This is a genomic window from Streptomyces sp. NBC_00572 (assembly GCF_026341815.1).
Lineage (GTDB): Bacteria > Actinomycetota > Actinomycetes > Streptomycetales > Streptomycetaceae > Streptomyces.
On the sequence record NZ_JAPENX010000001.1, the window covers coordinates 2,044,418 to 2,065,690 of the forward strand.

Sequence of the window (21,273 nt, forward strand, 5' to 3'; positions counted from 1 at the left end):
AAACGGGTACGTCGAACTCGGCGTACCGTGATACGTGCACACAAATTCGGCTGGCTCGCACACGCGCACGACAGCTCGTGGAACGCGGCCAGACAACACGTCTGAGGAGACAGTGCTGTGACCGGGATCAAGACGACCGGCGAGAAGAAGCTGATGCTCTTCTCCGGCCGCGCCCACCCCGAGCTGGCCGAGGAGGTCGCGCACCAGCTGGGCGTCGGCCTCGTTCCGACCAAGGCGTTCGACTTCGCCAACGGTGAGATCTACGTCCGCTTCCAGGAGTCGGCCCGTGGCGCGGACTGCTTCCTGATCCAGAGCCACACGGCTCCGATCAACAAGTGGATCATGGAGCAGCTGATCATGATCGATGCTCTCAAGCGGGCCTCGGCCCGGAGCATCACCGTGATCATCCCGTCGTACGGCTACGCCCGTCAGGACAAGAAGCACCGCGGCCGTGAGCCGATCTCGGCGCGTCTGGTGGCGGACATGCTGAAGACGGCCGGTGCGGACCGCATCCTGACGGTGGACCTGCACACGGACCAGATCCAGGGCTTCTTCGACGGCCCGGTGGACCACCTGTCGGCGCTGCCGGTGCTGGCGGACTACGTGGGTGCGAAGGTCGACCGCGCCAAGCTGACGATCGTCTCCCCGGACGCGGGCCGCGTGCGGGTCGCCGACCGCTGGTGCGACCGTCTGGACGCGCCGCTGGCCATCGTGCACAAGCGCCGTGACAAGGACGTCGCCAACCAGGTCACCGTCCACGAGGTCGTCGGTGACGTGAAGGGCCGCGTCTGTGTCCTGGTGGACGACATGGTCGACACCGGTGGCACGATCTGCGCCGCCGCCGACGCCCTGTTCGCGCATGGTGCGGAGGACGTCATCGTGACGGCCACGCACGGCATCCTCTCCGGTCCGGCCGCGGACCGGCTCAAGAACTCCAAGGTCAGCGAGTTCGTGTTCACGGACACGCTGCCGGTGCCGGGCGCCCTGGAGCTCGACAAGATCACGGTGCTGTCGATCGCGCCGACGATCGCGCGTGCGGTCCGTGAGGTGTTCGAGGACGGTTCGGTGACGAGCCTCTTCGAGGAGCACTGAGCCGTAGCCGCTCGATGGACATGAGGGCCGCTTCCCCGTTCGGGGGAGCGGCCCTCCGTCGTGTTTCGGTGATCGAATTGGGTGGTAGGGCGGTGGGCCGGTAGACTGCCGTAGTTGCTCGGCGAGGGAGGCCGTACCCGTACGGATGTACAGGGTCACGGCGGTCCGTTATCGACGCGCTCTTCGTAGCAGGCCATCGCCAGTCGTGGCCGGGTGACCACATTTTCGTCGTCACCTTTCTACGAGGAGTGCACCATGTCCGAGGTCAAGATCGCCGCTGCCGTCCGTACCGAGTTCGGTAAGGGCGCCGCCCGTGCGATCCGCCGCGCCAGCCAGGTTCCCGCGGTCGTCTACGGCCACGGTTCCGAGCCGGCGCACGTGACCCTCCCGGCCCACGAGCTGGCCCTCGCCCTGCGTACGCCGAACGTCCTGCTCTCCCTGGACGTGGACGGCAAGAACGAGCTGGCGATCCCGAAGGCCGTCCAGCGTGACGCCATCAAGGGCTTCCTCGTCCACGTCGACCTGCTCCTCGTGAAGCGCGGCGAGAAGGTCACCGTCGAGATCCCCGTGCAGGCCGAGGGCGAGCTCGCCGCCGGTGGCAACCTGCTGGAGCACGTGCTCAGCACCCTCTCCATCGAGGCCGAGGCCACCCACATCCCCGAGGCCGTCACGGTCTCCGTGGAGGGCCTGGAGGCCGGTGCCTCCATCCTCGCCAAGGACATCACCCTCCCCAAGGGCTCGTCCCTGGTGACCGACGCCGACGCCGTGGTCCTGCAGGTCCTGGCCGCGCAGGCCGAGGAGCCGGCCGCCGAGGCCGAGGCCACCGAGGGCGAAGAGGCCTGAGCCGTAGGCTCTGCTTGACGTGACGGGGTGACGGGCCGCACGGCCCGTCACCCCGTTTTTTCGTATCCGGACGTGTCTGGATGCATCTGGACGAGGAGACGTGGAACGGATGACCGACGACGCGAACGCGCCCTGGCTGATCGTCGGCCTCGGCAACCCCGGACCCGAGTACGCGGCCAACCGGCACAACATCGGGTTCATGGTGGTGGACCTGCTGGCCGAGCGGATGCGCGGCTCGTTCAAGCGGGCGGGGAAGGCACAGGCGCAGGTCGTCGAGGGCCGGATGGGGCCGCCGGGGCCCGCGAGCCGCCGGGTGATCCTCGCGAAGCCGATGTCGTACATGAACCTGTCGGGCGGTCCGGTGACGGCGCTGCGCGACTTCTACAAGGTGCCGACGGCGCACATCGTGGCGATCCACGACGAGCTGGACATCGACTACTCGGTGCTGCGGCTGAAGATCGGCGGCGGCGACAACGGGCACAACGGTCTGAAGTCGATGACGAAGGCGATGGGTGCGGAGTACCACCGGGTGCGGTGCGGGATCGGGCGTCCGCCGGGTCGGATGCAGGTGGCGGACTTCGTCCTGAAGGACTTCTCCTCGACGGAGCGCAAGGACCTGGACTGGTTCGTGGACCGGGCGGCGGATTCGGTGGAGTGCCTGGTGGCCGAGGGTCTGGAGCGGGCCCAGTCGGCGTACAACTCCTGAGGCCGGCGGGGCTCTCGCGGTACGACTGTACGATCCCGGGTCATGACGCACGTCCGTAACGCCGCCATGGCGCTGGTCGCCCTCCTTCTCGTGGTCGCGGGCGCCTGGGCCTCCTGGAACTCGGCCCAGCACGTCCTGCTCGCCAAGGGGCGGGAGCACGGGACGCTGACCGTGACCGGCTGCACCGAGGAGACGTGCAGCGGTCGCTACACCCCGGAGGACCCCTCCTCGACCCGCCGGACGCTGACGATCGCGCGTTCGGTCGCGGCGGAGCGGGGCGCGACGATCCCGGTGGTGGTGAAGCCGGGTACGGACGAGGGCGTACGGACGGGCTGGGGCGGTGGGCTGCACGCGTGGCTTCCGCTGGGCGGGGCGCTGCTGCTGGCCGCGCCGCTGATCGGTGGCGGTCTGCGGCTGCGGAGGACGGCGTGGTCGTCGGCGGGTGTGGGCGGGGCGCTTCTGGTGGCGGCGTTCTTCGCACTGTGAGGGTGTGAGGGCCCAGGGTTGTGGTCGGAATCCACCAGTTCCCGGCGCAATCGTTATGGAGCTCTGACTTAAGGCTGACTTAAAGCGACGGATAGGCTGCCCCCCTGCCACCCCCTACGGCATCCCTCACCCCATAGATGGACGACTGCACATGCGACGTTCTCTCATACCCGCCGCCGCGCTTGTCGCGGCCATGGCAGGCTCCCTCGTACTGGCCCCGGTGGCGTCCGCCTCGGAGGGCCCCGTGCCGCTCCCCCTCCACCAGGTCGAGGATCTTCCCCTGACCGCCGCGGAGTTCGGCGAGAAGGGCGACTGCCCGACCGTGCCGTCCGGCAAGGACGGCTGGCACTTCGTGCTGCCGGGCAGCGGCAAGGGCGACTCCGCCGTCTTCACCAAGCTGACGGTGGAGTTCGAGCCGGGTGGCGTCCAGACCATCACCACCTTCGGTCCGCCCAGCGACAAGCACGCCTACGCGGTCTCCGAGCCGGGCGCCAAGCTGGTCGCCGCCTCGGCCGAGGTGTCCGCCGAGGTCAAGCAGGGCTGGTTCAACCTGTCCCACACCTGCCCGGCCACCCCGGTCACCGAGACCACCCCTCCCGCCACGGAGACGCCCGGTACCGAGACGCCCGGCACGGAGACCCCCGGCACGGAGACTCCCGGGACGGAGACTCCCGGGACCGAGAGCCCCTCGCCGTCGGAGACCACCCCGGGTTCCTCCGAGACCCCTGGCGCCTCCGAGACCCCCGGTGGCACCGAGTCGCCCTCCGCGACGGCCCCCGCGGGTGAGACCGGCGGTACCGGTGGCACGGGCGGCACCGACAGCAAGGACGGCAACCTCGCCGAGACCGGCTCCAGCGCCCCCGTCGGTGTCCTCGCCGCCGTGGCAGTGGCCCTCGCGGGTGCCGGCGCGTTCCTGGTGACCCGTCGTCGCAAGGCCCAGCAGCACTAAGGGCCGACAGCACTGACGTACCCCCGTCATGACGGTGCCCCCGTGGAAGGAATCCACGGGGGCACCGTCATGTGTCCGGGCAGGCGTCAGCCGGTGTTGCGCAGGCCCGCCGCGACGCCGTTCACGGTGAGGAGCAGGGCCCGTGCGAGCAGCGGGTCCGGGTCCTCGCCGCGCTCGGCGGCACCGCGCTGGCGGGCGAGGAGGGCGACCTGGAGGTAGGAGATCGGGTCCAGGTAGGCGTCACGGATGGCGAAGGTCTGCTGGAGGACCGGGTTGGAGTCCAGGAGCTTCTCGCCGCCGGTGACCTTGAGGACCTCGGCGACGGTCAGCGCGTGCTCGGCCTCGATGGTGTCGAAGACGTGCTTGAGGTCGTCGGGGACCAGGGTGTCGACGTAGTGGCGGGCGATCCGCAGGTCGGTCTTCGCGAGCGTCATCTCGACGTTGGAGAGGAAGTTGCGGAAGAAGCCCCAGCGCTCGTGCATCTCGCCGAGGACCGGGTCGAGGCCGGCCTCGCGCAGGGCCTTGAGGCCGGAGCCGACGCCGAACCAGCCGGGGACGATCTGGCGGGACTGGGTCCAGCCGAACACCCAGGGGATGGCGCGGAGTCCGTCGAGGGAGACGCCGGAGCCGGGGCGGCGAGAGGGCCGTGAGCCCAGGTGCAGGTCGGCGAGCTGGTCGACGGGGGTGGAGGCGAGGAAGTACGCCGGCAGGCCGGGGTCCTCGACCAGCTTGCGGTACGCGGTGTGGGCGGCGTCCGAGACGGTGTCCATGGCCGCGTCCCAGCGGGCGAGGGCCTCGTCGGACTGGCGCGGCGCGGTGTGCAGGGCGGAGGCCTGCAGGGTGGCGGCGACGGTCAGTTCGAGGTTCTCGCGGGCGAGGGACGGGATCAGGTACTTGTCGGAGATGACCTCGCCCTGCTCGGTCACCTTGATCTCGCCCTCCAGGGTGCCCCAGGGCTGGGCCAGGATCGCGTCGTGCGAGGGGCCGCCGCCGCGGCCGACGGTGCCGCCGCGGCCGTGGAAGAGCCGGAGGCGTACGCCGTAGCGGTGGGCCACGTCGCGGAGGCGACGCTGGGCGCGGTGGATCTCCCACTGGCTCGTGGTGATGCCGCCGAACTTGGAGGAGTCCGAGTAGCCGAGCATGACCTCCTGGACGTCGCCGCGGAGCGAGACGAGGCGCCGGTAGGAGGGGTCGGCGAGCATGCCGTCGAGGATGACGTCGGCGGCCTTGAGCTCGTCGGTGGTCTCCAGGAGCGGCACGATGCCGATCTTGGCCCAGCCGCCGTGGAGGTCGACGAGGCCGGCCTCGCGGGCGAGGACGGCGGCGGCGAAGACGTCGTCGGCGCCCTGGCACATCGAGATGATGTACGACTCGATGACCTCGGGGCCGAAGCGCTCGAAGGCCTCCTTGATGGTGTGGAAGACGCCGAGGGTCTTCTCGCCCGCTGCGTCCAGCGGGGCCGGGGTCGGGGCGAGCGGGCGGCGCGAGCGCAGCTCCTTGGCGAGCAGCTTCTGCCGGTAGTCGCGCGGCATGTCGGCGTACCGCCAGGACTCCTCGCCGAGGCGGTCGAAGAGCTGCCCGAGGGCGTGGTGGTGGGCGTCGGCGTGCTCGCGGACGTCCATGGTGGCGAGCTGCAGACCGAAGGCCGACAGGGTGCGGATGGTGCGGTCCATCCGGCCGTCGGCGAAGAGCCCGCCGCGGTGCTCGCGCAGCGAGGTCTGGATCAGGGTGAGGTCGTGGACGAGCTCGGCGGTGCCGAGGTAGTCGCGGCCGTCCTGGTGGGGGGTGCCGGAGGCGAGGCGCTCGCGGGTGTTGACGAGCTTCTGTCGGATGCAGGTGGCCTTGAGCCGGTACGGCTCCTCGGCGTTGAGGCGCTTGTAGCGGGGGCTGATCTCCGGGAGGAGTTCCAGGTCTCGCTGGAGGGAGTCCAGGAGTTCCTGGGTGGCTCCGGCGTAGCGGATGGAGTTGGAGAGGAGTCCGCGCAGGTAGTCGACGAGTTCGAGGGCGTCGGTGATGCCGTGCTCGTGCTGCAGGATCAGGACGTCCCGGGTCACCTGGGGGGTGACGTTGGGGTTGCCGTCGCGGTCGCCGCCGATCCAGGTGCCGAAGGTGAGCGGGCGGGTGCCTGCGGGCAGTTCGACGCCGACGCGCTCCAGCTCGGCGGCGAGGTCCTCCAGGACGTCGCCGACGGCGCCGGCGTGCAGCTCGTCGAGGTAGTAGATGGCGTTGCGGGCCTCGTCGGCGGGCTCGGGGCGGACGACCCGGAGTTCGTCGGTCTGCCAGATGAGGTCGATGTTCTCGGCGAGCCTCAGGTCGTGGCGGCGACGGTCGGCCTCGATGACCGGGGTCTCCAGGAGGGCGGCGATCCGGCGCAGCTTGTTGAGGACCGAGCGGCGGGCGGCTTCGGTGGGGTGCGCGGTGAAGACGGGCCGTACGTTGAGGTTCTTGACCGTCTCGCGGACGTGCTCGGGGTCGCCGTCCTTGAGCATGTCGGCCGTGCGGGCGAGGAGGCCGCCCTCGGCGGCGCGCTTCTCGCGCATCTCGCGGCCACGGTGAACCTGCTCGGTGACATTCGCGAGGTGGAAGTACGTGGAGAAGGCGCGCACCAGCTTCGCGGCCGTCTCGAGTTCGACGCCACGGAGCAGCTCGGCGGCGTCCTCGCCGTTCTCGCGGGTGAGGCTGCGGACCCGCTCGACGAGGTCGAGGAGCTCGTGGCCCTCCTGGCGGACGAGGGTCTCGCCGAGGAGATCGCCCAGTCGGCGGATGTCGGCGCGCAGCTCGGCGCTGGCGGTGGGGGTCTGGTCGGCACTGCTCACAGGTGCGGCTCCTTGCAGTGTTTGAGCACGTCTGGAGGGGTTCTGGAGGCTTGCGGACCGCGCTGTCCGACGCCCCCAGGATAGGTGTCCACATTGTGGTCGGCGGGCAGGGCCCTCTTGTGCCCCCTTGCCGCGCGCCCCGGCGCTGCCATACTTACGACGCCGTAGGTTACGGAAGCGTAGCCTCGCGCTCTTTTCACACCGTTCCGCTCCTTTTTCATCCTCATCCCTTCATCCCTTCATCCCCAGGGGACACCCATGACCACAAGTACCGAGATGCCCGAGACCGAACAGGACGTGCTGCCCTCCGGCACGCTCGGCGGGGACAAGAAGCGGTCGATCGAGCAGATCACGCTGCTGTTGTTCATCACGGTGCCGTTCGTCGCCCTGATCGCCGCGGTGCCGCTGGCCTGGAGCTGGGGTGGCGTGTCCTGGCTCGATCTGGGGCTGCTCGTGGCGATGTACTACATCGGCTGTCACGGCATCACGATCGGCTACCACCGTTACTTCACCCATGGTTCCTTCAAGGCCAAGCGGCCGCTGCGGATCGCGCTGGCGATCATGGGTTCGCTGGCGGTGGAGGGTCCGCTGGTGCGCTGGGTGGCGGACCACCGCAAGCACCACAAGTTCTCGGACGCGGAGGGCGACCCGCACTCGCCGTGGCGTTTCGGCGAGACGGTGCCGGCCCTGATGAAGGGGCTGTGGTGGGCGCACATCGGCTGGATGTTCGACGAGGAGCGGACGCCGCAGGCCAAGTACGCGCCCGATCTGATCAAGGACCCGGCGATCCGGCGGATCTCCCGTGACTTCATCTTCTGGACGATGCTGTCGCTGGCGATCCCGCCGCTGGTGGGCGGTCTGGTGACGATGTCCTGGTGGGGCGCGTTCACCGCCTTCTTCTGGGGTTCGCTGGTGCGTGTCGCGCTGCTGCACCACGTGACCTGGTCGATCAACTCGATCTGTCACGCGGTGGGCAAGCGGCCGTTCAAGTCGCGGGACCGTTCGGGCAACGTGTGGTGGCTGGCGGTGCTGTCCTGCGGCGAGTCCTGGCACAACCTGCACCACGCGGACCCGACGTCGGCGCGGCACGGGGTGCTGCGCGGTCAGGTCGACTCCAGCGCGCGGCTGATCCGCTGGTTCGAGCTGGCGGGCTGGGCGAGCGACGTGCGCTGGCCCGCGAAGGAGCGCATCGAAGCCCGCCGCCAGAGCGCGTCCGCAGACGCGGCATGATGGAAGACGTGGCGATCGACGGCAGGACCAGTGGCACCGGCAGCGGCGAGCAGAAGCCCCGGCGGGGCCGCCGGGTGCGGATGACGGGCGCGGAGCGCCGGGAGCAGCTGCTGGACATCGGCCGCACGCTCTTCGCCGAGAAGGGTTTCGAGGGCACGTCGGTGGAGGAGATCGCGGCGAAGGCCGGGGTCTCCAAGCCGGTGGTGTACGAGCACTTCGGCGGCAAGGAGGGGCTGTACGCGGTCGTGGTCGACCGGGAGATGCGCCAGCTCCTCGACGGGGTGACGGGCGCGCTGACGGCGGGGCATCCGCGGGAGCTCCTGGAGCAGGCGGCGTTCGCGCTGCTCGACTACATCGAGAACTACACGGACGGGTTCCGGATCCTGGTACGGGACTCGCCGGTGGCGCAGTCGACGGGGACGTTCGCGTCGCTGATCAGTGACATCGCCACTCAGGTGGAGGACATCCTGGGCCTGGAGTTCAAGGCCCGTGGCTTCGACCCGAAGCTGGCGCCGCTGTACGCGCAGGCCCTTGTGGGCAGTGTGGCGCTGACGGGTCAGTGGTGGCTGGACGTCCGCAAGCCGAAGAAGGCGGAGGTCGCGGCGCATCTGGTGAACCTGGCGTGGCACGGTCTGGACGGTCTGGAGCCGAAGCCGCGGTTGATAGGGCACCGGAAGAACTGACGGAACGAAAAACCGTTCGACTCCCCAAGATCGCCCGGCAGTACACTCCTCCCCACATCCGGGGGGGTGTTCGCCCCCCGTACGTGCCTTCGGCCGTGCGGGGGCGTCGCGGATCCCCCGTTCCGGTCCTCGGTTCACGTTCCCCAGGGGGGGATCTTTTGCGTTCCGCATTCTTCGGGCCTGCTCGGCGCGTCACCACCTGCACCGCGCTCGCCCTGTCCGTCGGCATGGCCGTGGCGTCACCCGCCGTCGCCGAGACGGGCCCCCGGTCCGTAGTGGAGCAGCCGCAGAGCGCTGACACGACGACGCCGAAGCTGGACATGTCGCAGCCGGCCGTCGGGACGGGCACAGCCCGCGCCGCCGCCGCGGCGGCCGTCGTGCCGGCCCGTTTCGACGTGGACGGCGACGGCAGGACCGATCTGATCCACCGCAAGCAGGACGGCCGGACGTACATCGCGCCGACCGCCACGGCGCAGGCCACCAAGTTCGAGACCGCCGACTCGCTCCTCTTCCAGAACCTCGACCTCGTTCCGCTCGGCGACCAGAACGGCACGGGCAGGCCCGAGCTGCTCACGGTCCCCCGGAACGGCGTGCTCCGGCTGTACACGGAGGTCACCAGGACCTCCGGCTCGCTCGCCTGGTCGGGCAACGGCTGGAACATCTACAACAAGGTGTTCTCGCCCGGTGACATCAACGGTGACGGCAGGGCCGACCTGCTGGCCCGTCAGTACAACGGCGATCTCTACTACTACCGGGCGACCGGCACGACCACGGCGCCCTTCGCCGGCCGCGTGAAGGTCGGCCCCGGCTGGGGCGTCTACGACCAGGTCGTGGGCATCGGTGACAACAGCGGCGACGGCCGCGGTGACGTCGTGGCCCGCGCCACGGACGGCCGGCTGTACTTCTACGGCAGCACCGGCGACCCGGCGTCGCCGTTCAAGCCGCGCAAGGAGCTCGGCAAGGGCTGGAACACGTACAACCAGATCGTCGCCCCCGACGACCGCAACGGTGACGGCAGGGCCGACCTGCTCGCCCGTGACCAGGCCGGTGCGCTCTGGGCCTACAGCGGTCTCGGCAACGGCTCGTACTCGACCCGGGTGAAGCTCTCCGGCAGCTGGCTCGGCGTGGACCAGTTCGCCGGGGCGGGCAACATCCCCACCGCCGGCCGGAGCGGGTTCCTCGGCCGCGACAGGGCCGGGACGCTCTTCTGGTACGGCGACCAGAACAACGGCAAGCTCACCGCACGCGCGCAGTGGGGCACCACCGGCGGCTGGACCGGCGCGAACCTCGCGTACGTCTCCGCCCTGGACGAGGGCGCGTTCGCCGACCTCCTGGAGATCTACCGGGGTCACCTGTACAACAACGACAGGGACCTCGGCGGCGGCTGGCAGATCTACAACCTGCTCGTCGGCCCCGGCGACCTGAGCGGCGACGGCAAGGCCGACCTGCTGGCGCGCGACGGCTCGGGGGTCCTCTGGCTGTACCGGGGCAACGGCTCGGGCAGCGGCGTCGCCTCCCGCATCCGGGTCGGTGACGGCTGGAGCGGGTACAACCGGATCCTGGGCGCGGGCGACTACTCGGGCGACGGCCGTACGGACCTGCTGGCCCGCGACCGCGCCGGCTCGCTGTGGCTGTACCGGGGCACCGGCTCGGCGACGGCCCCGTTCGCCGGCCGGGTGCAGATCGGCGGCGGCTGGAACGCGTACACCAAGCTGGTGGCGCCGGGTGACCTGAACGGTGACGGCAAGGGCGACCTGCTGGGCGTGAACGCGGCGGGTGAGCTGTACCGCCACCTGGGCACGGGCACCGGCTCGGCCCTCTCCCCCGGGGCGAAGATCGGCTACGGCTTCCAGACGTACTCCGACCTGTACTAGGGGGTGACGGGCGCCCCGCACCGGTCCTCCGGTGCGGGGCGCCCGTGCGTTCACGGTGCCTTCGGACCGGTGCCGCCGTCGGGCCCGGAAAAGACCTCTGGCATACGACGCGCACGCGGGTAGACTCGCGTTCAACATCCGGGGGGGTGTTCCGATGTTCGAACGAGGTCGTCTCCGTGTGCCCAGAGGCCTGCGCTGACGCCGTTCGACGCCGTGCGAACCCCCTCTGTTTGGTTCTGTCGAACCTCTGATCCCTGGGGGGGATCTTGCTCTTCCTGAACTCCAAGCGTGCCCGCCGTGTCGCCGCCTGCACCACGCTCGCCCTCTCGGCCGGCATGCTGCTCTCGGGCCCGGCGTCCGCCGACACTCCGTCGCCGGTTCCCTCGGTCGAGAAGGCGGCGCCTTCCTTCGCGCCGCCGAAGCTGACGCTTCCGAAGAAGGACGGCGCCCGTGCGGGCGTCGCCTCGGCCGAGGCCGTCTCCCCGCCGCTGTCCGACCTGGACGGGGACGGCGCCGAGGACATCATCTTCCGCACTGTCGACGGCGACCTCTACGCGAGCACGACCACGGCGCCCGGTGGCGCCTTCGACCTCTACCGCTTCGAGGACGTCGCCAAGGACATCATCCCGATCGGCAACCAGAGCGGCAGCACGACCGAACCCGAGGTGCTCGTCCTCTCCGAGAACGGCACTCTCACCCTGTACACCGACGCCGATCCGACCGGCACCCCGTACTCCTCGGTGGTGGGCGGCGGCTGGCAGGTCTACAACAAGATCGCCTCGCCCGGCGACGTGAACGGCGACGGCCGTGCCGACGTGATCGCCCGCACCCAGGACGGCACGCTGTACCTGTACCTGGGCACCGGCAGCGCGACCCAGCCGCTCAGCGGCCGGATCCTGGTCGGCAGCGGCTGGGGCGTCTACGACCAGCTCGTGGGCCTCGGCGACGGCAACGGCGACGGCACGGGCGACCTGTACGCCCGCGACACCGCCGGCACGCTGTGGTTCTACGCCGGCACGGGCGACAAGAACAAGCCGTTCGGCACCCGCAAGGCCATCGGCGGCGGCTGGGGCGTCTACAACCAGATCCTGCGCGGCGGCGACGGCCACCTGCTGGCCCGGGACAACGCGGGCACGCTCTTCTTCTACCCCGGCAACGGCAACGGCACCCTGGGCGGCCGCCAGCAGCTCGGCGCCACGGGTGACCTGCTGGGCGTCGCACAGCTCGCGGGCGCCGGCAACAACCCGTACTCGGGCAAGGAGGGCGTCTTCGCGACGACCCCCGGCGGAGCTCTGTACTGGTACACCAACTCCACCACCGGCAAGCTGATGCCGCGCGAGGAGTTCCTCGGCGCGGGCGGCGTGAGCGGCCTGACCGTCACGAACCTCTCCTCGCTGAACGCGGACGGCCTGTCCGACCTGGCCATGCAGGAGAACGCCGACCTGACGGGCACCCTGTACGTCGACGGCAACGAGATCGGCAGCGGCTGGAACATCTACACCGCGATCGTCGGCCCGGGCGACCTGAGCGGCGACGGCAAGGCCGACCTGCTGGCCCTCGACCGCATCGGCGCCCTGCACCTCTACAAGGGCAACGGCAAGGGCACGGCCTTCGCGACGCGCGTCACGGTCGGCAACGGCTGGGGCGCGTACAACAAGATCATCGGCGCCGGTGACTTCACCGGCGACGGCCGCACGGACATCGCGGCCCGCACCCCGGGCGGCGACCTGTACGTGTACCCGGGCACGGGCAACGCGACGTCCGCTTTCAAGACGCGGGTGAAGGTCGGCAGCGGCTGGAACACCTACTCCAAGGTGATCGCCCCGGGCGACCTCAACGCCGACGGCAAGGCCGACCTGCTGGGTGTCACCGCGGGCGGCGACCTCTACCGCTACCTGAACACCGCGCCGAACAAGTTCTCCGTGCGGACCAGGCTCGGTGGCGGCTTCCAGATCTACAACAACATCCAGTAACACCGCCCCACGCGTTCCCCGTGCGCCGGGAGTCGTGTCACTCCCGGGCGATATGCTCCCGGGACACCCGGGTGGGTGTTTCGCCCTCCGTACGCGCTCCTGCCGCACGAGGTGCCGCGAACCCCGTTCCCGGTCCGACGACATTCTGATCCCTGGGGGGGATCTCTTGCGTTCTGTGCACACCACGCGTGCCCGCCTCGCGGCCTGCACCGCTCTCGTCCTGTCCGCGGGCATGCTGCTCGCAGCCCCGGCCTCGGCCGGGGAGCCCACGCCGCTCCCCGCGGTCGAGCGGCCGGCGGCCGACTTCACCCCGCCGACGCTGACGCGTCCGTCCGCCGGCGCGGCCCGGGCCGGTGCCGCCGCGGCCGAGGGGCCCAGGGTCGCCGATCCGCTGTCGGACTTCGACGGCGACGGGGTGAGCGACCTGATCTACCGCGCCTGGACCGGCGACGTCTACACGGCGACGACCACGGGCACGGGCGGCCTCTTCAACGGCACCGCCGCCCAGCCCCCGAAGGACATCGTTCCGATCGGCAACCAGGACGCGACCGGCGGCGGTCCCGAGGTCCTGATGCTCTCGGAGCAGGGCGCGCTCACGATGTACGCCGACGCGACGTCCACCGCCGCGACGTACGCGTGGCGGGGCTACGGCTGGCAGATCTACAACAAGCTCGTCTCACCCGGCGACGTGAACGACGACAACCGGGCGGACCTGCTCGCCCGCGACAACAGCGGCAACCTGTACCTGTACTACGCCACCGGCAACCGCACCGCGCCGTTCTCGGCGCGGGTGAAGCTCGGCCCCGGCTGGAACGCCTACGACCAGATCGTGGGCTACGGCGACAACAACGGCGACGGCTGGGCCGACCTGTACGCCCGCGACACCACCGGCACCCTGTGGTTCTACGCCGGCAGCGGCGACAAGAGCGGGCCGTTCGCGGGCCGGGTGAAGGTCGGCTCCGGCTGGGGCGCCTACAACCAGATCATTCCCGTCGGCGACGACAACGGCGACGGCGCGGGCGAGATGCTGGCCCGCGACACCAAGGGCACCTTCTGGTACTACAGCGGCAAGGGCGACGGCACCCTCGCGCCCCGCACGCAGTCCGGCGACGCGGGCTACTGGCACTTCGTCCCGCAGTTCGGCGGGGCGAGCAACAGCCCGGTCGCCGCCACCAAGGAAGTCGTCCTGGCGCGGGACGCGTCCGGCACGATGTTCCTGTACGGCGCCCGGACCAACGGTCTGCTCAGCACGCGCACCCAGTTCGGCCCCACGAGCGGCTGGCAGGGCGCGGACTTCACGCACCTGGCCTCGCTGGACCCGGACGGCGAGTCCGACATCGCGCAGCTCTTCGACAACGGCCTCTACATCGACGGCACCTACATCGGCTCGGGCTGGGGCGTCTACAACGCCCTGGCAGGCCCCGGTGACCTGACCGGCGACGGCAAGGGCGACCTGCTGGCCCGCGACCGCTCCGGCAACCTGTACCTGTACAAGGGCAACGGTCAGAGCACGGGCTTCGCGTCGCGCATCAAGGTCGGCGGCGGCTGGGGCGCCTTCAACAAGATCCTCGGCGCGGGCGACTACACCGGCGACGGCCGCGCGGACGTCGTGGCCCGCACCTCGGGCGGCGACCTGTACGTGTACCCGGGCACGGGTAACGCGGCCACGCCGTTCGGTGCGCGGCTGAGCATCGGCGGCGGCTGGAACACGTACACCAAGCTGGTCACGCCGGGCGACCTGAACGCCGACGGCAAGGCCGACCTGCTGGGTGTCACCTCGTCGGGCGACCTCTACAACTACCTGAACACGGCCCCGGGCAAGTTCGGCACCCGGACCAAGACCGGCTCCGGCTTCCAGATCTACAACGCCATGTCGTAGCACTGTCGCCGCACCCGTACCCGCGGACGCCCCGCACCGGAGTTCCGGTGCGGGGCGTCCCCGTGTCCTGGCGCGCCTGTCAGGACGGCTTGCGGGCGACCGCGAAGATCCGGCGGAACGGGAACACCGTGCCGTGCGGACCTTGGGGGTAGGCGTCGCGCAGGAGGTCGCGGTACTGGCCGAGGAAGGCGTCGATCGCCTCCTGGTCGTCGCCCAGGGTGGTGAGGACGGGCCGCAGGGCCGTGCCCTTGACCCAGTCGAGCACGGGGTCCTCGCCCTGGAGCAGCTGGCAGTACGTGGTCTCCCAGACATCCGTCTCGCAACCCAGGTCGGTGAGGCGGGTGAGGTAGTCGGAGGCGTCGAGGATGTGGACGAAGCGGCGGCCCTGGTCGCCGAGGCGGTGGCGCCACTCGGGGGTGTCGCAGAGTTCGCCGAGCAGGGCGTGGCTGGGCGAGGTGAAGTTGCCGGGGACCTGGAAGGCGAGGGTGCCCCCGGGGCGGAGTCCGTCGATCCAGCCGGCGAAGGACTCGGGGTGGTTGGGCACCCATTGGAGGGCCGCGTTGGAGACGATCAGGTCGTAGGGCTCGGCGGGGGTCCAGTGGGCGGCGTCGGCGGGCCGGAAGTCGATCCAGCCGCCGCCCCGGGTGGTGCCGGACCAGTCCTTCTCCGCCTGTTCCAGCATGTCGGGCGAGAGGTCGAAGCCGGTGATGTGGGCGTCGGCCCAGCGGTCGGCGAGGAGGACCGTCACGTTGCCGGGTCCGCAGCCGAGATCGGCGATGCGGGCGGGCCGGTCCTGGGCGGGCAGGTGCGGTATTCGGGTGAGCAGGTCGAGGAAGGGCCGGGTGCGGTGCCCGGAGTGCCGGAGGTACTGCTGCGGATCCCATGTCGGTGCGGTTGGTGCGGCGGATTCCACGGAATGCATGTTCGAAGCCCCCTTGCTGGAACGAGTTGCCGAAGCGGAACGGAGTTCCGGCCGGGTCCCTTCCCCATAGTCCAGGGAAATATATCTTGATTCCAAGATACTTGACATGGAGAAACTCGACCCCAAGAGACTTTATGTCAACAGACCCTCTACACTGATCGACATGGAGGACGAGGTCGACCGACTGGTCGCAGCATGGCGCCGCGAGCGCCCCGACCTCGACGTGGAACCGCTCGAGGTGCTCAGCCGCGTCTCACGGCTCGCCCGGCACCTCGACCGCGCCCGTCGGCTCGCCTTCTCGGAGCACCAGCTGGAGCCCTGGGAGTTCGACGTCCTCACTTCCCTGCGCCGCGCCGGAGCGCCCTACCAGCTCTCCCCCGGCCAGCTCCTGACCCAGACCCTGGTCACCTCCGGCACCATGACCAACCGCATCGACCGGCTCACCAAGAAGGGCCTCGTCGAGCGGCTCCCCGACCCCAGCGACCGGCGCGGCGTCCTGGTCCGGCTCACCCCCGAGGGCCGCGACCGCGCCGACGAGGCGCTCGCCGGACTGCTCGCCCAGGAGCGCGCCATCCTGGCCCAGCTCTCCCGGACCCAGCGCGGCGAACTGGCCGGGCTGCTACGCCAGCTGACCGCCCCGTTCGACAACGTCCCCGGATAGTCCGGCCCCCGAGAGCCCGGACAGCGGCGCCTCGCCCAGCTGGGCCGGCCCCACCCCCGCCCGCCTGGCCAGGGCCACCGCCGCCAGGGTCGAGTGCACGCCCAGCTTCCCCAGCACGTTCTGCATGTGCGTACGGACGGTGTGCGGGGACAGGAAGAGGCGCTCGGCGACCGCCTTGCGGCCCAGGCCCGCGACCATGCAGCGCAGCACCTCCCGCTCGCGCGGGGTCAGCGACTCCACCAGCCGCTCGCTGTCCGTCCGATGCTTGCGGGCCGCCGTCAACTCCCGCAGGACACCCGTGAGCAGCGCCGGCGGCAGATGCGTCTCGTCCCGCAGCACCCCCCGGACCACCGCGAGGAGCCGCTGGAGCGAGCAGTCCTTCGCCACCCAGCCGGACGCCCCGGCCTGCAGCGCGAGGGCGGCCCGCTGCGGGTCGTCCCTCTCCGCGAGGACGACGGTGCGGACCGCGGGCTGGACCGCGCGCACCCCCGCGACCAGGGAGATCCCGTCGACGGCGCCCTCCGCGTCGTCCGGCACCGCACGGGCCACGGCCCCCGCGGGCCCGGCGCCGAGCTCGGCGTCGACGAGCAGCACGTCGAACCTGCGGCCCTCCGAGGCGCCGCGCTCCAGGCAGCGCAGGGCGGCCGGGCCGCTTCCCGCGGCGGCGACGTCGACATCGGGCTCGGCCGCGAGTGCGGCGGCCAGCGATTCGGCGAAGACGCGGTGGTCGTCCACCACGAGGACACGGATACGTGCCACGGGCACCCCCAAGTGTCGAGGAACGGAACCGACGCGGGCACGGCGCCGGAGGCGGGTCCGTCATACGCGCGGCCGCCGCCGTGCGTTGACTGTTACCCCGCTTCCGGCGCCGTACCCGACCGGGTCTCGCCCCCTGAACAGCACCGGCCCCCACCGGCGCTGCCCCTCAGAGTAGGGGCGGGGCGTCGCGGTGGGGGCCGATTCACGGAACTGTCCGAAGTCGTACGGGCGTACGGGGGGTGTCGGAGGCTCCGTACGGGGTGTCCTCGGGGGTCAGAGCCGGCGGGCGCCTGCCGAGGGGATGGCCGGGAAGATGCCGGGGGCCGCGTATCCGGCCCCGGCGAAGGCCTTCTCGACGGCGGCGGCGACCGCGTCCGCCCGGTCGGTGTCGACCAGGACCAGGGCCGATCCGCCGAAGCCGCCGCCGGTCATCCGGGCGCCGAGCGCCCCGGCGGCGTTCGCCGCCTCGACGACGAGGTCCAGCTCGGGGCAGGAGACCCGCAGATCGTCCCGGAGGGAGGCGTGCCCCTCGGTGAGGACGGGACCGACGGCCCGGGTGTCCCCGGCGTCGAGCAGCGCGATCGTCCGCTCCACACGGGCGTTGTCGGTGACGACGTGCCGCACATAGCGCAGAATCGTCTCGTCGCCCAGGAGTGCGAGGGATTCGGATAGATGCGCGGCACTCACGTCGCGCAGGGCCCGGGCGCCGAGCGCCCGCGCACCGGCTTCGCACCCGGCGCGCCGCTCGGCGTACGCGCCGTCCCCGAGCGCGTGCTTCACCCGGGTGTCGACGACGAGCAGCCGCAGCCCCTCCCGGGCCAGGTCGAAGGGGACCTGACGGTACGAGAGGTCCCGGGTGTCGAGATGGAGGGCGTGGCCCTCCTCGGCGCAGGCGGAGGCCATCTGGTCCATCACGCCGCAGGGGACGCCGACGAAGGCGTTCTCGGCGCGCTGGGCGAGCTCGGCGAGTTCGGGCCGGGAGAGCCCGAGGCCGAACAGGTCGTTCAGGGCGAGCGCGGTGACGACCTCCAGGGCCGCCGAGGAGGAGAGCCCCGCGCCGGTCGGCACGGTCGAGGTGAGGTGGACGTCCGCGCCCGCCACCGGGTGTCCGGCCTCCCGCAGCGCCCAGACGACACCGGCCGGGTAGGCCGCCCAGCCGCCGCCGGAGAGCGGTTCGAGGGAGTCGACCGCCAGCTGGACGATGCCGCCGTCGATGTCGGCGGAGTGCAGGCGCAGCACCCCGTCGTCGCGGCGGGACACGGCGGCGACGGTGGTGTGCGGCAGGGCGAGCGGCAGCACGAAGCCGTCGTTGAAGTCGGTGTACTCCCCGATGAGGTTGACCCGCCCGGGGGCGGCCCAGACACCGTCGGGGGCGGCGCCGTACAGCGCCTCGAAGTCGGCGGCGACGCTCATGCGAGTCCCCCCTCGTGCTGCTGCCGGGCGAAGGCCCAGGCGTCGGCGACGACGTCCGCGAGGTCGGGGCGGGACGGCGTCCAGCCGAGCCGTTCGCGGGCGGCCCCGGCGGAGGCGACGAGGACGGCGGGGTCGCCGGCCCGGCGGGGGGCGGTGATCTCCGGGATCGGGTGCCCGGTGACCTTCCGTACGGTCTCGACGACCTCGCGGACGGAGAAGCCGTTGCCGTTGCCCAGGTTGCAGATCAGGTGCTCGCCGGCCGGCACGGTGTCCGCGGTCATGGCGTCGAGCGCGAGGAGGTGGGCCTCGGCGAGGTCGGCGACGTGGATGTAGTCGCGGACGCAGGTGCCGTCGGGGGTCGGGTAGTCCTCGCCGTACACGGAGATCGCCTCGCGCCGGCCGAGGGCGACCTGGAGGACGAGCGGGATCAGGTGCGACTCGGGCTCGTGCCGCTCGCCGAGGGAGCCGTACGCCCCCGCCACGTTGAAGTAGCGCAGCGAGACGGCGGCCAGGCCGTGGGCGGTGCACTCCCCGCCGATCATGTGGTCGACGGCGAGCTTGCTCGCCCCGTACGGGCTGGTGGGGGCGGTCGGCGCGGTCTCGGTGATCGGCACCGTCTCCGGCTCGCCGTAGGTGGCGGCGGTGGAGGAGAAGACCAGCTTGCGGACCCCGGCGGAACGCAGGGCGGCGAGCAGGGCCATGGTGCCGCCGACGTTGTTCTCCCAGTACTTCCCGGGATCGGCGACGGACTCGCCGACCTGGGAGAAGGCGGCGAAGTGCAGGACGCCGTCGTAGGAGTCGTCGAGCCACTTCGCGGCGTCCTGGACGCGGCCCTCGATGAACTCGGCGCCCGCCGGGACGGCTTCGGCGAAGCCGGTGGAGAGGTCGTCGAGGACGGTGACCCGGTGGCCCCGCTCCAGGAGGTGGGCGGCGACGACGCTGCCCACGTATCCGGCCCCGCCGGTCACCAGGTACTTCTTCACGGCCTCGGTCACTTGCTTGCCACCTCTCGGAGTCGCCGGGCCGCCGTCTCCGGCGGTACGTCGTTGCTGAACGCGCTCATGCCGGACTCGGTGCCCGCGAGGTACTTGAGCCTGCCGGACGTCCGACGGACGGTGAAGAGTTCCAGGTGGAGCCCGAACTCCTCGCGGTCCTCGCCGGTGAACGGCGCCTGGTGCCAGGCGGAGATGTACGGCGTGGGCGGCTCCCCCGGTCCGAAGATCCGGTCGAAGCGCCTCAAGAGTTCCAGATAGATCTGTGGGAACTCTGTGCGGGCCGCCTCGTCGAGCGCGCGCAGGTCGGGCACCCGGCGGGTCGGGTAGAGGTGGACCTCGTACGGCCAGTGGGCGGCGTACGGCACGAAGGCGATCCAGTGCTCGGTCTCCAGGACGATCCGCTCGGCGTCGGCGCGTTCCCGGGCGAGGACGTCGTCGAAGAGGTTGCCGCCGGTGCGGGCCCGGTGCTCGGCCGCGTGGCGCTGCATGAGGGCGGTCCGGGGCGTGGCGGACGGGTAGGCGTAGATCTGCCCGTGCGGGTGGGCGAGGGTGACGCCGATCTCCGCGCCGCGGTTCTCGAAGCAGTACACCTGCTCGACGCCGGGCCGCTCGGCGAGTTCGGTGGTCCGGTCGATCCAGGCGTCGAGCACCAGCGCGGCGCGCTCGGGGGTGAGGTCGGCGAAGGAGGCCTCGTGGTCGGCGGTGAAGCAGACGACCTCGCAGCGGCCCGACTCCCCGGCGAGGGTGGGGAAGCGGTTCTCGAAGACGGCGACCTCGTAGTCGGGGGCCGGGATCTCGCTCTGCCGTCCGTCGGCGGACGGGCAGAGCGGGCACTCGCCCACGGGCGGGTGGTACGTCCGGCCCTGGCGGTGCGAGGCGACGGCGACGGAGTCCCCGAGGAGCTCGTCGTACCGGAGCTCGGTGGCCGAGGCGACGGGGTCGAGCGGGCGGGTGTCGACGGCGGTGCGGACGGCGTCGTCACGCGTGTCGTAGTAGATCAGCTCGCGCCCGTCGGCGAGCGTGGTGACGGTCTTCTTCACGGGGTGCCCTCCGGCGGGATCAAACATAACCACGCACAAGGAATCACATTCGAACATCACCGTCAACGCCGAAGCCCGGCCCCACCTCCAGGAGGGGCCGGACGGGGAGATTTCTCAGGTCGGAGGGGAAGCGATCAGGAGGATCGCCGCGGCCCCGGCAGCGCGCGGTCGAGCAGCCCCGTGCGGGCCGCGAGGGCCGCCGCCTCAAGGCGCGACCCCACCCCCAGCTTCATCAGGACCCGCTGCACATGTGTCCGGGCGGTGCTCGGCGCGATCCTCATGCCCTCCGCGATCAGCCGGGTGTCCTCCCCCTCCGCGACCCGGACGAGGACCTCCACCTCCCGCTGGGTCAGGAGCCGCAGCAGCCGCTGGCCCTCGTCGTCCGGCTGCACCGAGGGGTGGAGCAGCTCCGCGAAGGCCGACTGGAGCAGCTGCGGGGCCACCGCCGACTCTCCCGCCCTGGCCTTCACCAGGGCGCGCTCGACGCCCTCGATGCGCTCGTCGTGCCGGACGTATCCCGAGGCCCCGGCCGCGAAGGCCGCCGCGATACCGCGCGGCGAGGGCACCGGCCCGAGGACGACCACCGCCACCTGCGGCCGCTCCCGCTTGATCCGTACGACCACGTCGAAGGCCCCCGGCTCGGCCGGGGCCGCCGTGCCCAGGAGACAGACCTCCGGCGCCCGGCTCACCACCAGCTCCGCCGCCCCGGCCACCGGCGCGGCCGCCGCGAGCACCCGGTGCCCGCGCAGCTTCAGTGCCGAGGCGAGCGCCTCCGCGAGCAGGCGGTGGTCGTCCACCACCACGAGCCGTACGCCCATCCCGGTCATCCCCCATCCTCCGGGCCGCCGTCCGCCGGCCACCCGCTCGACCTCGAATTCCTCACCCACCGGCACCGTGCGCAAACGGCCCGGCGCGTCGGGGTGAACCGACGCGCCGGGCCGCGCGAACCTCA

18 protein-coding genes are annotated in these 21,273 nt (G+C 71.4%); 11 read left to right on the forward strand and 7 right to left on the reverse strand.

The genetic code is table 11. The features are described 5' to 3' along the window. Positions 1 to 117 precede the first annotated feature (117 nt). From OG514_RS09230 to OG514_RS09250, 5 genes are all read left to right on the forward strand, one after another. A complete protein-coding gene (locus tag OG514_RS09230) occupies positions 118 to 1,092 on the forward strand; it encodes a ribose-phosphate diphosphokinase (protein WP_266892749.1) in 975 nt (324 codons plus the stop codon). A 255-nt stretch (positions 1,093 to 1,347) separates the two neighbouring features. After that, on the forward strand, positions 1,348 to 1,935 hold the full coding sequence (locus OG514_RS09235) for a 50S ribosomal protein L25/general stress protein Ctc (RefSeq protein WP_266892751.1): 588 nt from the start codon (positions 1,348 to 1,350) through the stop codon (positions 1,933 to 1,935). Between the two features lie 109 nt (positions 1,936 to 2,044). Next, a complete protein-coding gene (gene pth / locus OG514_RS09240) occupies positions 2,045 to 2,641 on the forward strand; it encodes an aminoacyl-tRNA hydrolase (protein WP_189833458.1) in 597 nt (198 codons plus the stop codon). A 42-nt stretch (positions 2,642 to 2,683) separates the two neighbouring features. Then, a complete protein-coding gene (locus OG514_RS09245; protein WP_266892755.1) occupies positions 2,684 to 3,127 on the forward strand; it encodes a hypothetical protein in 444 nt (147 codons plus the stop codon). A 151-nt stretch (positions 3,128 to 3,278) separates the two neighbouring features. Then, entirely contained in the window at positions 3,279 to 4,076 is a 798-nt protein-coding gene (locus OG514_RS09250; protein ID WP_266892757.1) for an LPXTG cell wall anchor domain-containing protein, read from the forward strand. An 86-nt stretch (positions 4,077 to 4,162) separates the two neighbouring features. On the opposite strand, the gene ppc is transcribed toward OG514_RS09250, so the two are convergent. Beyond that, on the reverse strand, positions 4,163 to 6,892 hold the full coding sequence (ppc, locus tag OG514_RS09255; protein WP_266892759.1) for a phosphoenolpyruvate carboxylase: 2,730 nt from the start codon (positions 6,890 to 6,892) through the stop codon (positions 4,163 to 4,165). A 258-nt stretch (positions 6,893 to 7,150) separates the two neighbouring features. Here ppc and OG514_RS09260 point away from each other — a divergent pair, with 258 nt between their 5' ends. From OG514_RS09260 to OG514_RS09280, 5 genes are all read left to right on the forward strand, one after another. Continuing rightward, a complete protein-coding gene (locus tag OG514_RS09260) occupies positions 7,151 to 8,122 on the forward strand; it encodes a fatty acid desaturase (RefSeq protein ID WP_266892761.1) in 972 nt (323 codons plus the stop codon). After that, a complete protein-coding gene (locus OG514_RS09265; protein WP_030315379.1) occupies positions 8,122 to 8,805 on the forward strand; it encodes a TetR/AcrR family transcriptional regulator in 684 nt (227 codons plus the stop codon). The genes OG514_RS09260 and OG514_RS09265 overlap by 1 nt, the downstream gene beginning before the upstream one ends. 158 nt (positions 8,806 to 8,963) lie before the next feature. After that, the gene (locus OG514_RS09270; protein ID WP_266892763.1) at positions 8,964 to 10,679 is read left to right on the forward strand and encodes an FG-GAP-like repeat-containing protein; all 1,716 of its coding nucleotides are present in this window, start codon (positions 8,964 to 8,966) and stop codon (positions 10,677 to 10,679) included. A 266-nt stretch (positions 10,680 to 10,945) separates the two neighbouring features. Beyond that, positions 10,946 to 12,652 carry a VCBS repeat-containing protein gene (locus OG514_RS09275; protein WP_266892765.1) on the forward strand — a complete coding sequence of 569 codons (1,707 nt, stop codon included), beginning with the start codon at positions 10,946 to 10,948 and terminating at the stop codon, positions 12,650 to 12,652. Positions 12,653 to 12,827: 175 nt separating this feature from the next. Then, on the forward strand, positions 12,828 to 14,531 hold the full coding sequence (locus tag OG514_RS09280) for an FG-GAP-like repeat-containing protein (RefSeq protein ID WP_266892767.1): 1,704 nt from the start codon (positions 12,828 to 12,830) through the stop codon (positions 14,529 to 14,531). 79 nt (positions 14,532 to 14,610) lie between these two features. On the opposite strand, the gene OG514_RS09285 is transcribed toward OG514_RS09280, so the two are convergent. After that, the gene (locus OG514_RS09285; protein WP_266892769.1) at positions 14,611 to 15,453 is read right to left on the reverse strand and encodes a trans-aconitate 2-methyltransferase; all 843 of its coding nucleotides are present in this window, start codon (positions 15,451 to 15,453) and stop codon (positions 14,611 to 14,613) included. Between the two features lie 163 nt (positions 15,454 to 15,616). Between OG514_RS09285 and OG514_RS09290 the strand changes: the two genes are divergently transcribed. Next, positions 15,617 to 16,114 (forward strand): MarR family winged helix-turn-helix transcriptional regulator, encoded by a 498-nt coding sequence (locus OG514_RS09290; protein ID WP_266892771.1) that lies wholly within the window; start codon positions 15,617 to 15,619, stop codon positions 16,112 to 16,114. Here OG514_RS09290 and OG514_RS09295 read toward each other — a convergent pair. From OG514_RS09295 to OG514_RS09315, 5 genes are all read right to left on the reverse strand, one after another. Further along, the gene (locus OG514_RS09295) at positions 16,073 to 16,873 is read right to left on the reverse strand and encodes a response regulator transcription factor (protein ID WP_266892773.1); all 801 of its coding nucleotides are present in this window, start codon (positions 16,871 to 16,873) and stop codon (positions 16,073 to 16,075) included. The genes OG514_RS09290 and OG514_RS09295 overlap by 42 nt on opposite strands. A 273-nt stretch (positions 16,874 to 17,146) precedes the next feature. Beyond that, complete coding sequence (gene galK / locus OG514_RS09300; protein WP_266892775.1) at positions 17,147 to 18,286, reverse strand: galactokinase; 1,140 nt, start codon at positions 18,284 to 18,286, stop codon at positions 17,147 to 17,149. Further along, positions 18,283 to 19,281 carry a UDP-glucose 4-epimerase GalE gene (galE, locus tag OG514_RS09305; RefSeq protein ID WP_266892777.1) on the reverse strand — a complete coding sequence of 333 codons (999 nt, stop codon included), beginning with the start codon at positions 19,279 to 19,281 and terminating at the stop codon, positions 18,283 to 18,285. The genes galK and galE overlap by 4 nt, the downstream gene beginning before the upstream one ends. Continuing rightward, positions 19,278 to 20,321, reverse strand: a complete 1,044-nt coding sequence (gene galT, locus OG514_RS09310; RefSeq protein ID WP_266892779.1) for a galactose-1-phosphate uridylyltransferase — start codon at positions 20,319 to 20,321, stop codon at positions 19,278 to 19,280. Before galT ends, galE begins: the two co-directional genes overlap by 4 nt. 134 nt (positions 20,322 to 20,455) lie before the next feature. Continuing rightward, complete coding sequence (locus OG514_RS09315) at positions 20,456 to 21,139, reverse strand: LuxR C-terminal-related transcriptional regulator (protein WP_266900801.1); 684 nt, start codon at positions 21,137 to 21,139, stop codon at positions 20,456 to 20,458. Between the last annotated feature and the right edge of the window lie 134 nt (positions 21,140 to 21,273).

Coding starts and splice junctions, on each gene's coding strand:
- OG514_RS09235 (WP_266892751.1), top strand. CDS start 1,348: ATGTCCGAGGTCAAGATCGCCGCTGCCGTCCGTACCGAGTTCGGTAAG.
- pth (WP_189833458.1), top strand. CDS start 2,045: ATGACCGACGACGCGAACGCGCCCTGGCTGATCGTCGGCCTCGGCAAC.
- OG514_RS09245 (WP_266892755.1), top strand. CDS start 2,684: ATGACGCACGTCCGTAACGCCGCCATGGCGCTGGTCGCCCTCCTTCTC.
- OG514_RS09250 (WP_266892757.1), top strand. CDS start 3,279: ATGCGACGTTCTCTCATACCCGCCGCCGCGCTTGTCGCGGCCATGGCA.
- OG514_RS09260 (WP_266892761.1), top strand. CDS start 7,151: ATGACCACAAGTACCGAGATGCCCGAGACCGAACAGGACGTGCTGCCC.
- OG514_RS09265 (WP_030315379.1), top strand. CDS start 8,122: ATGGAAGACGTGGCGATCGACGGCAGGACCAGTGGCACCGGCAGCGGC.
- OG514_RS09285 (WP_266892769.1), bottom strand. CDS start 15,453: ATGCATTCCGTGGAATCCGCCGCACCAACCGCACCGACATGGGATCCG.
- OG514_RS09290 (WP_266892771.1), top strand. CDS start 15,617: ATGGAGGACGAGGTCGACCGACTGGTCGCAGCATGGCGCCGCGAGCGC.
- galK (WP_266892775.1), bottom strand. CDS start 18,286: ATGAGCGTCGCCGCCGACTTCGAGGCGCTGTACGGCGCCGCCCCCGAC.
- OG514_RS09315 (WP_266900801.1), bottom strand. CDS start 21,139: ATGGGCGTACGGCTCGTGGTGGTGGACGACCACCGCCTGCTCGCGGAG.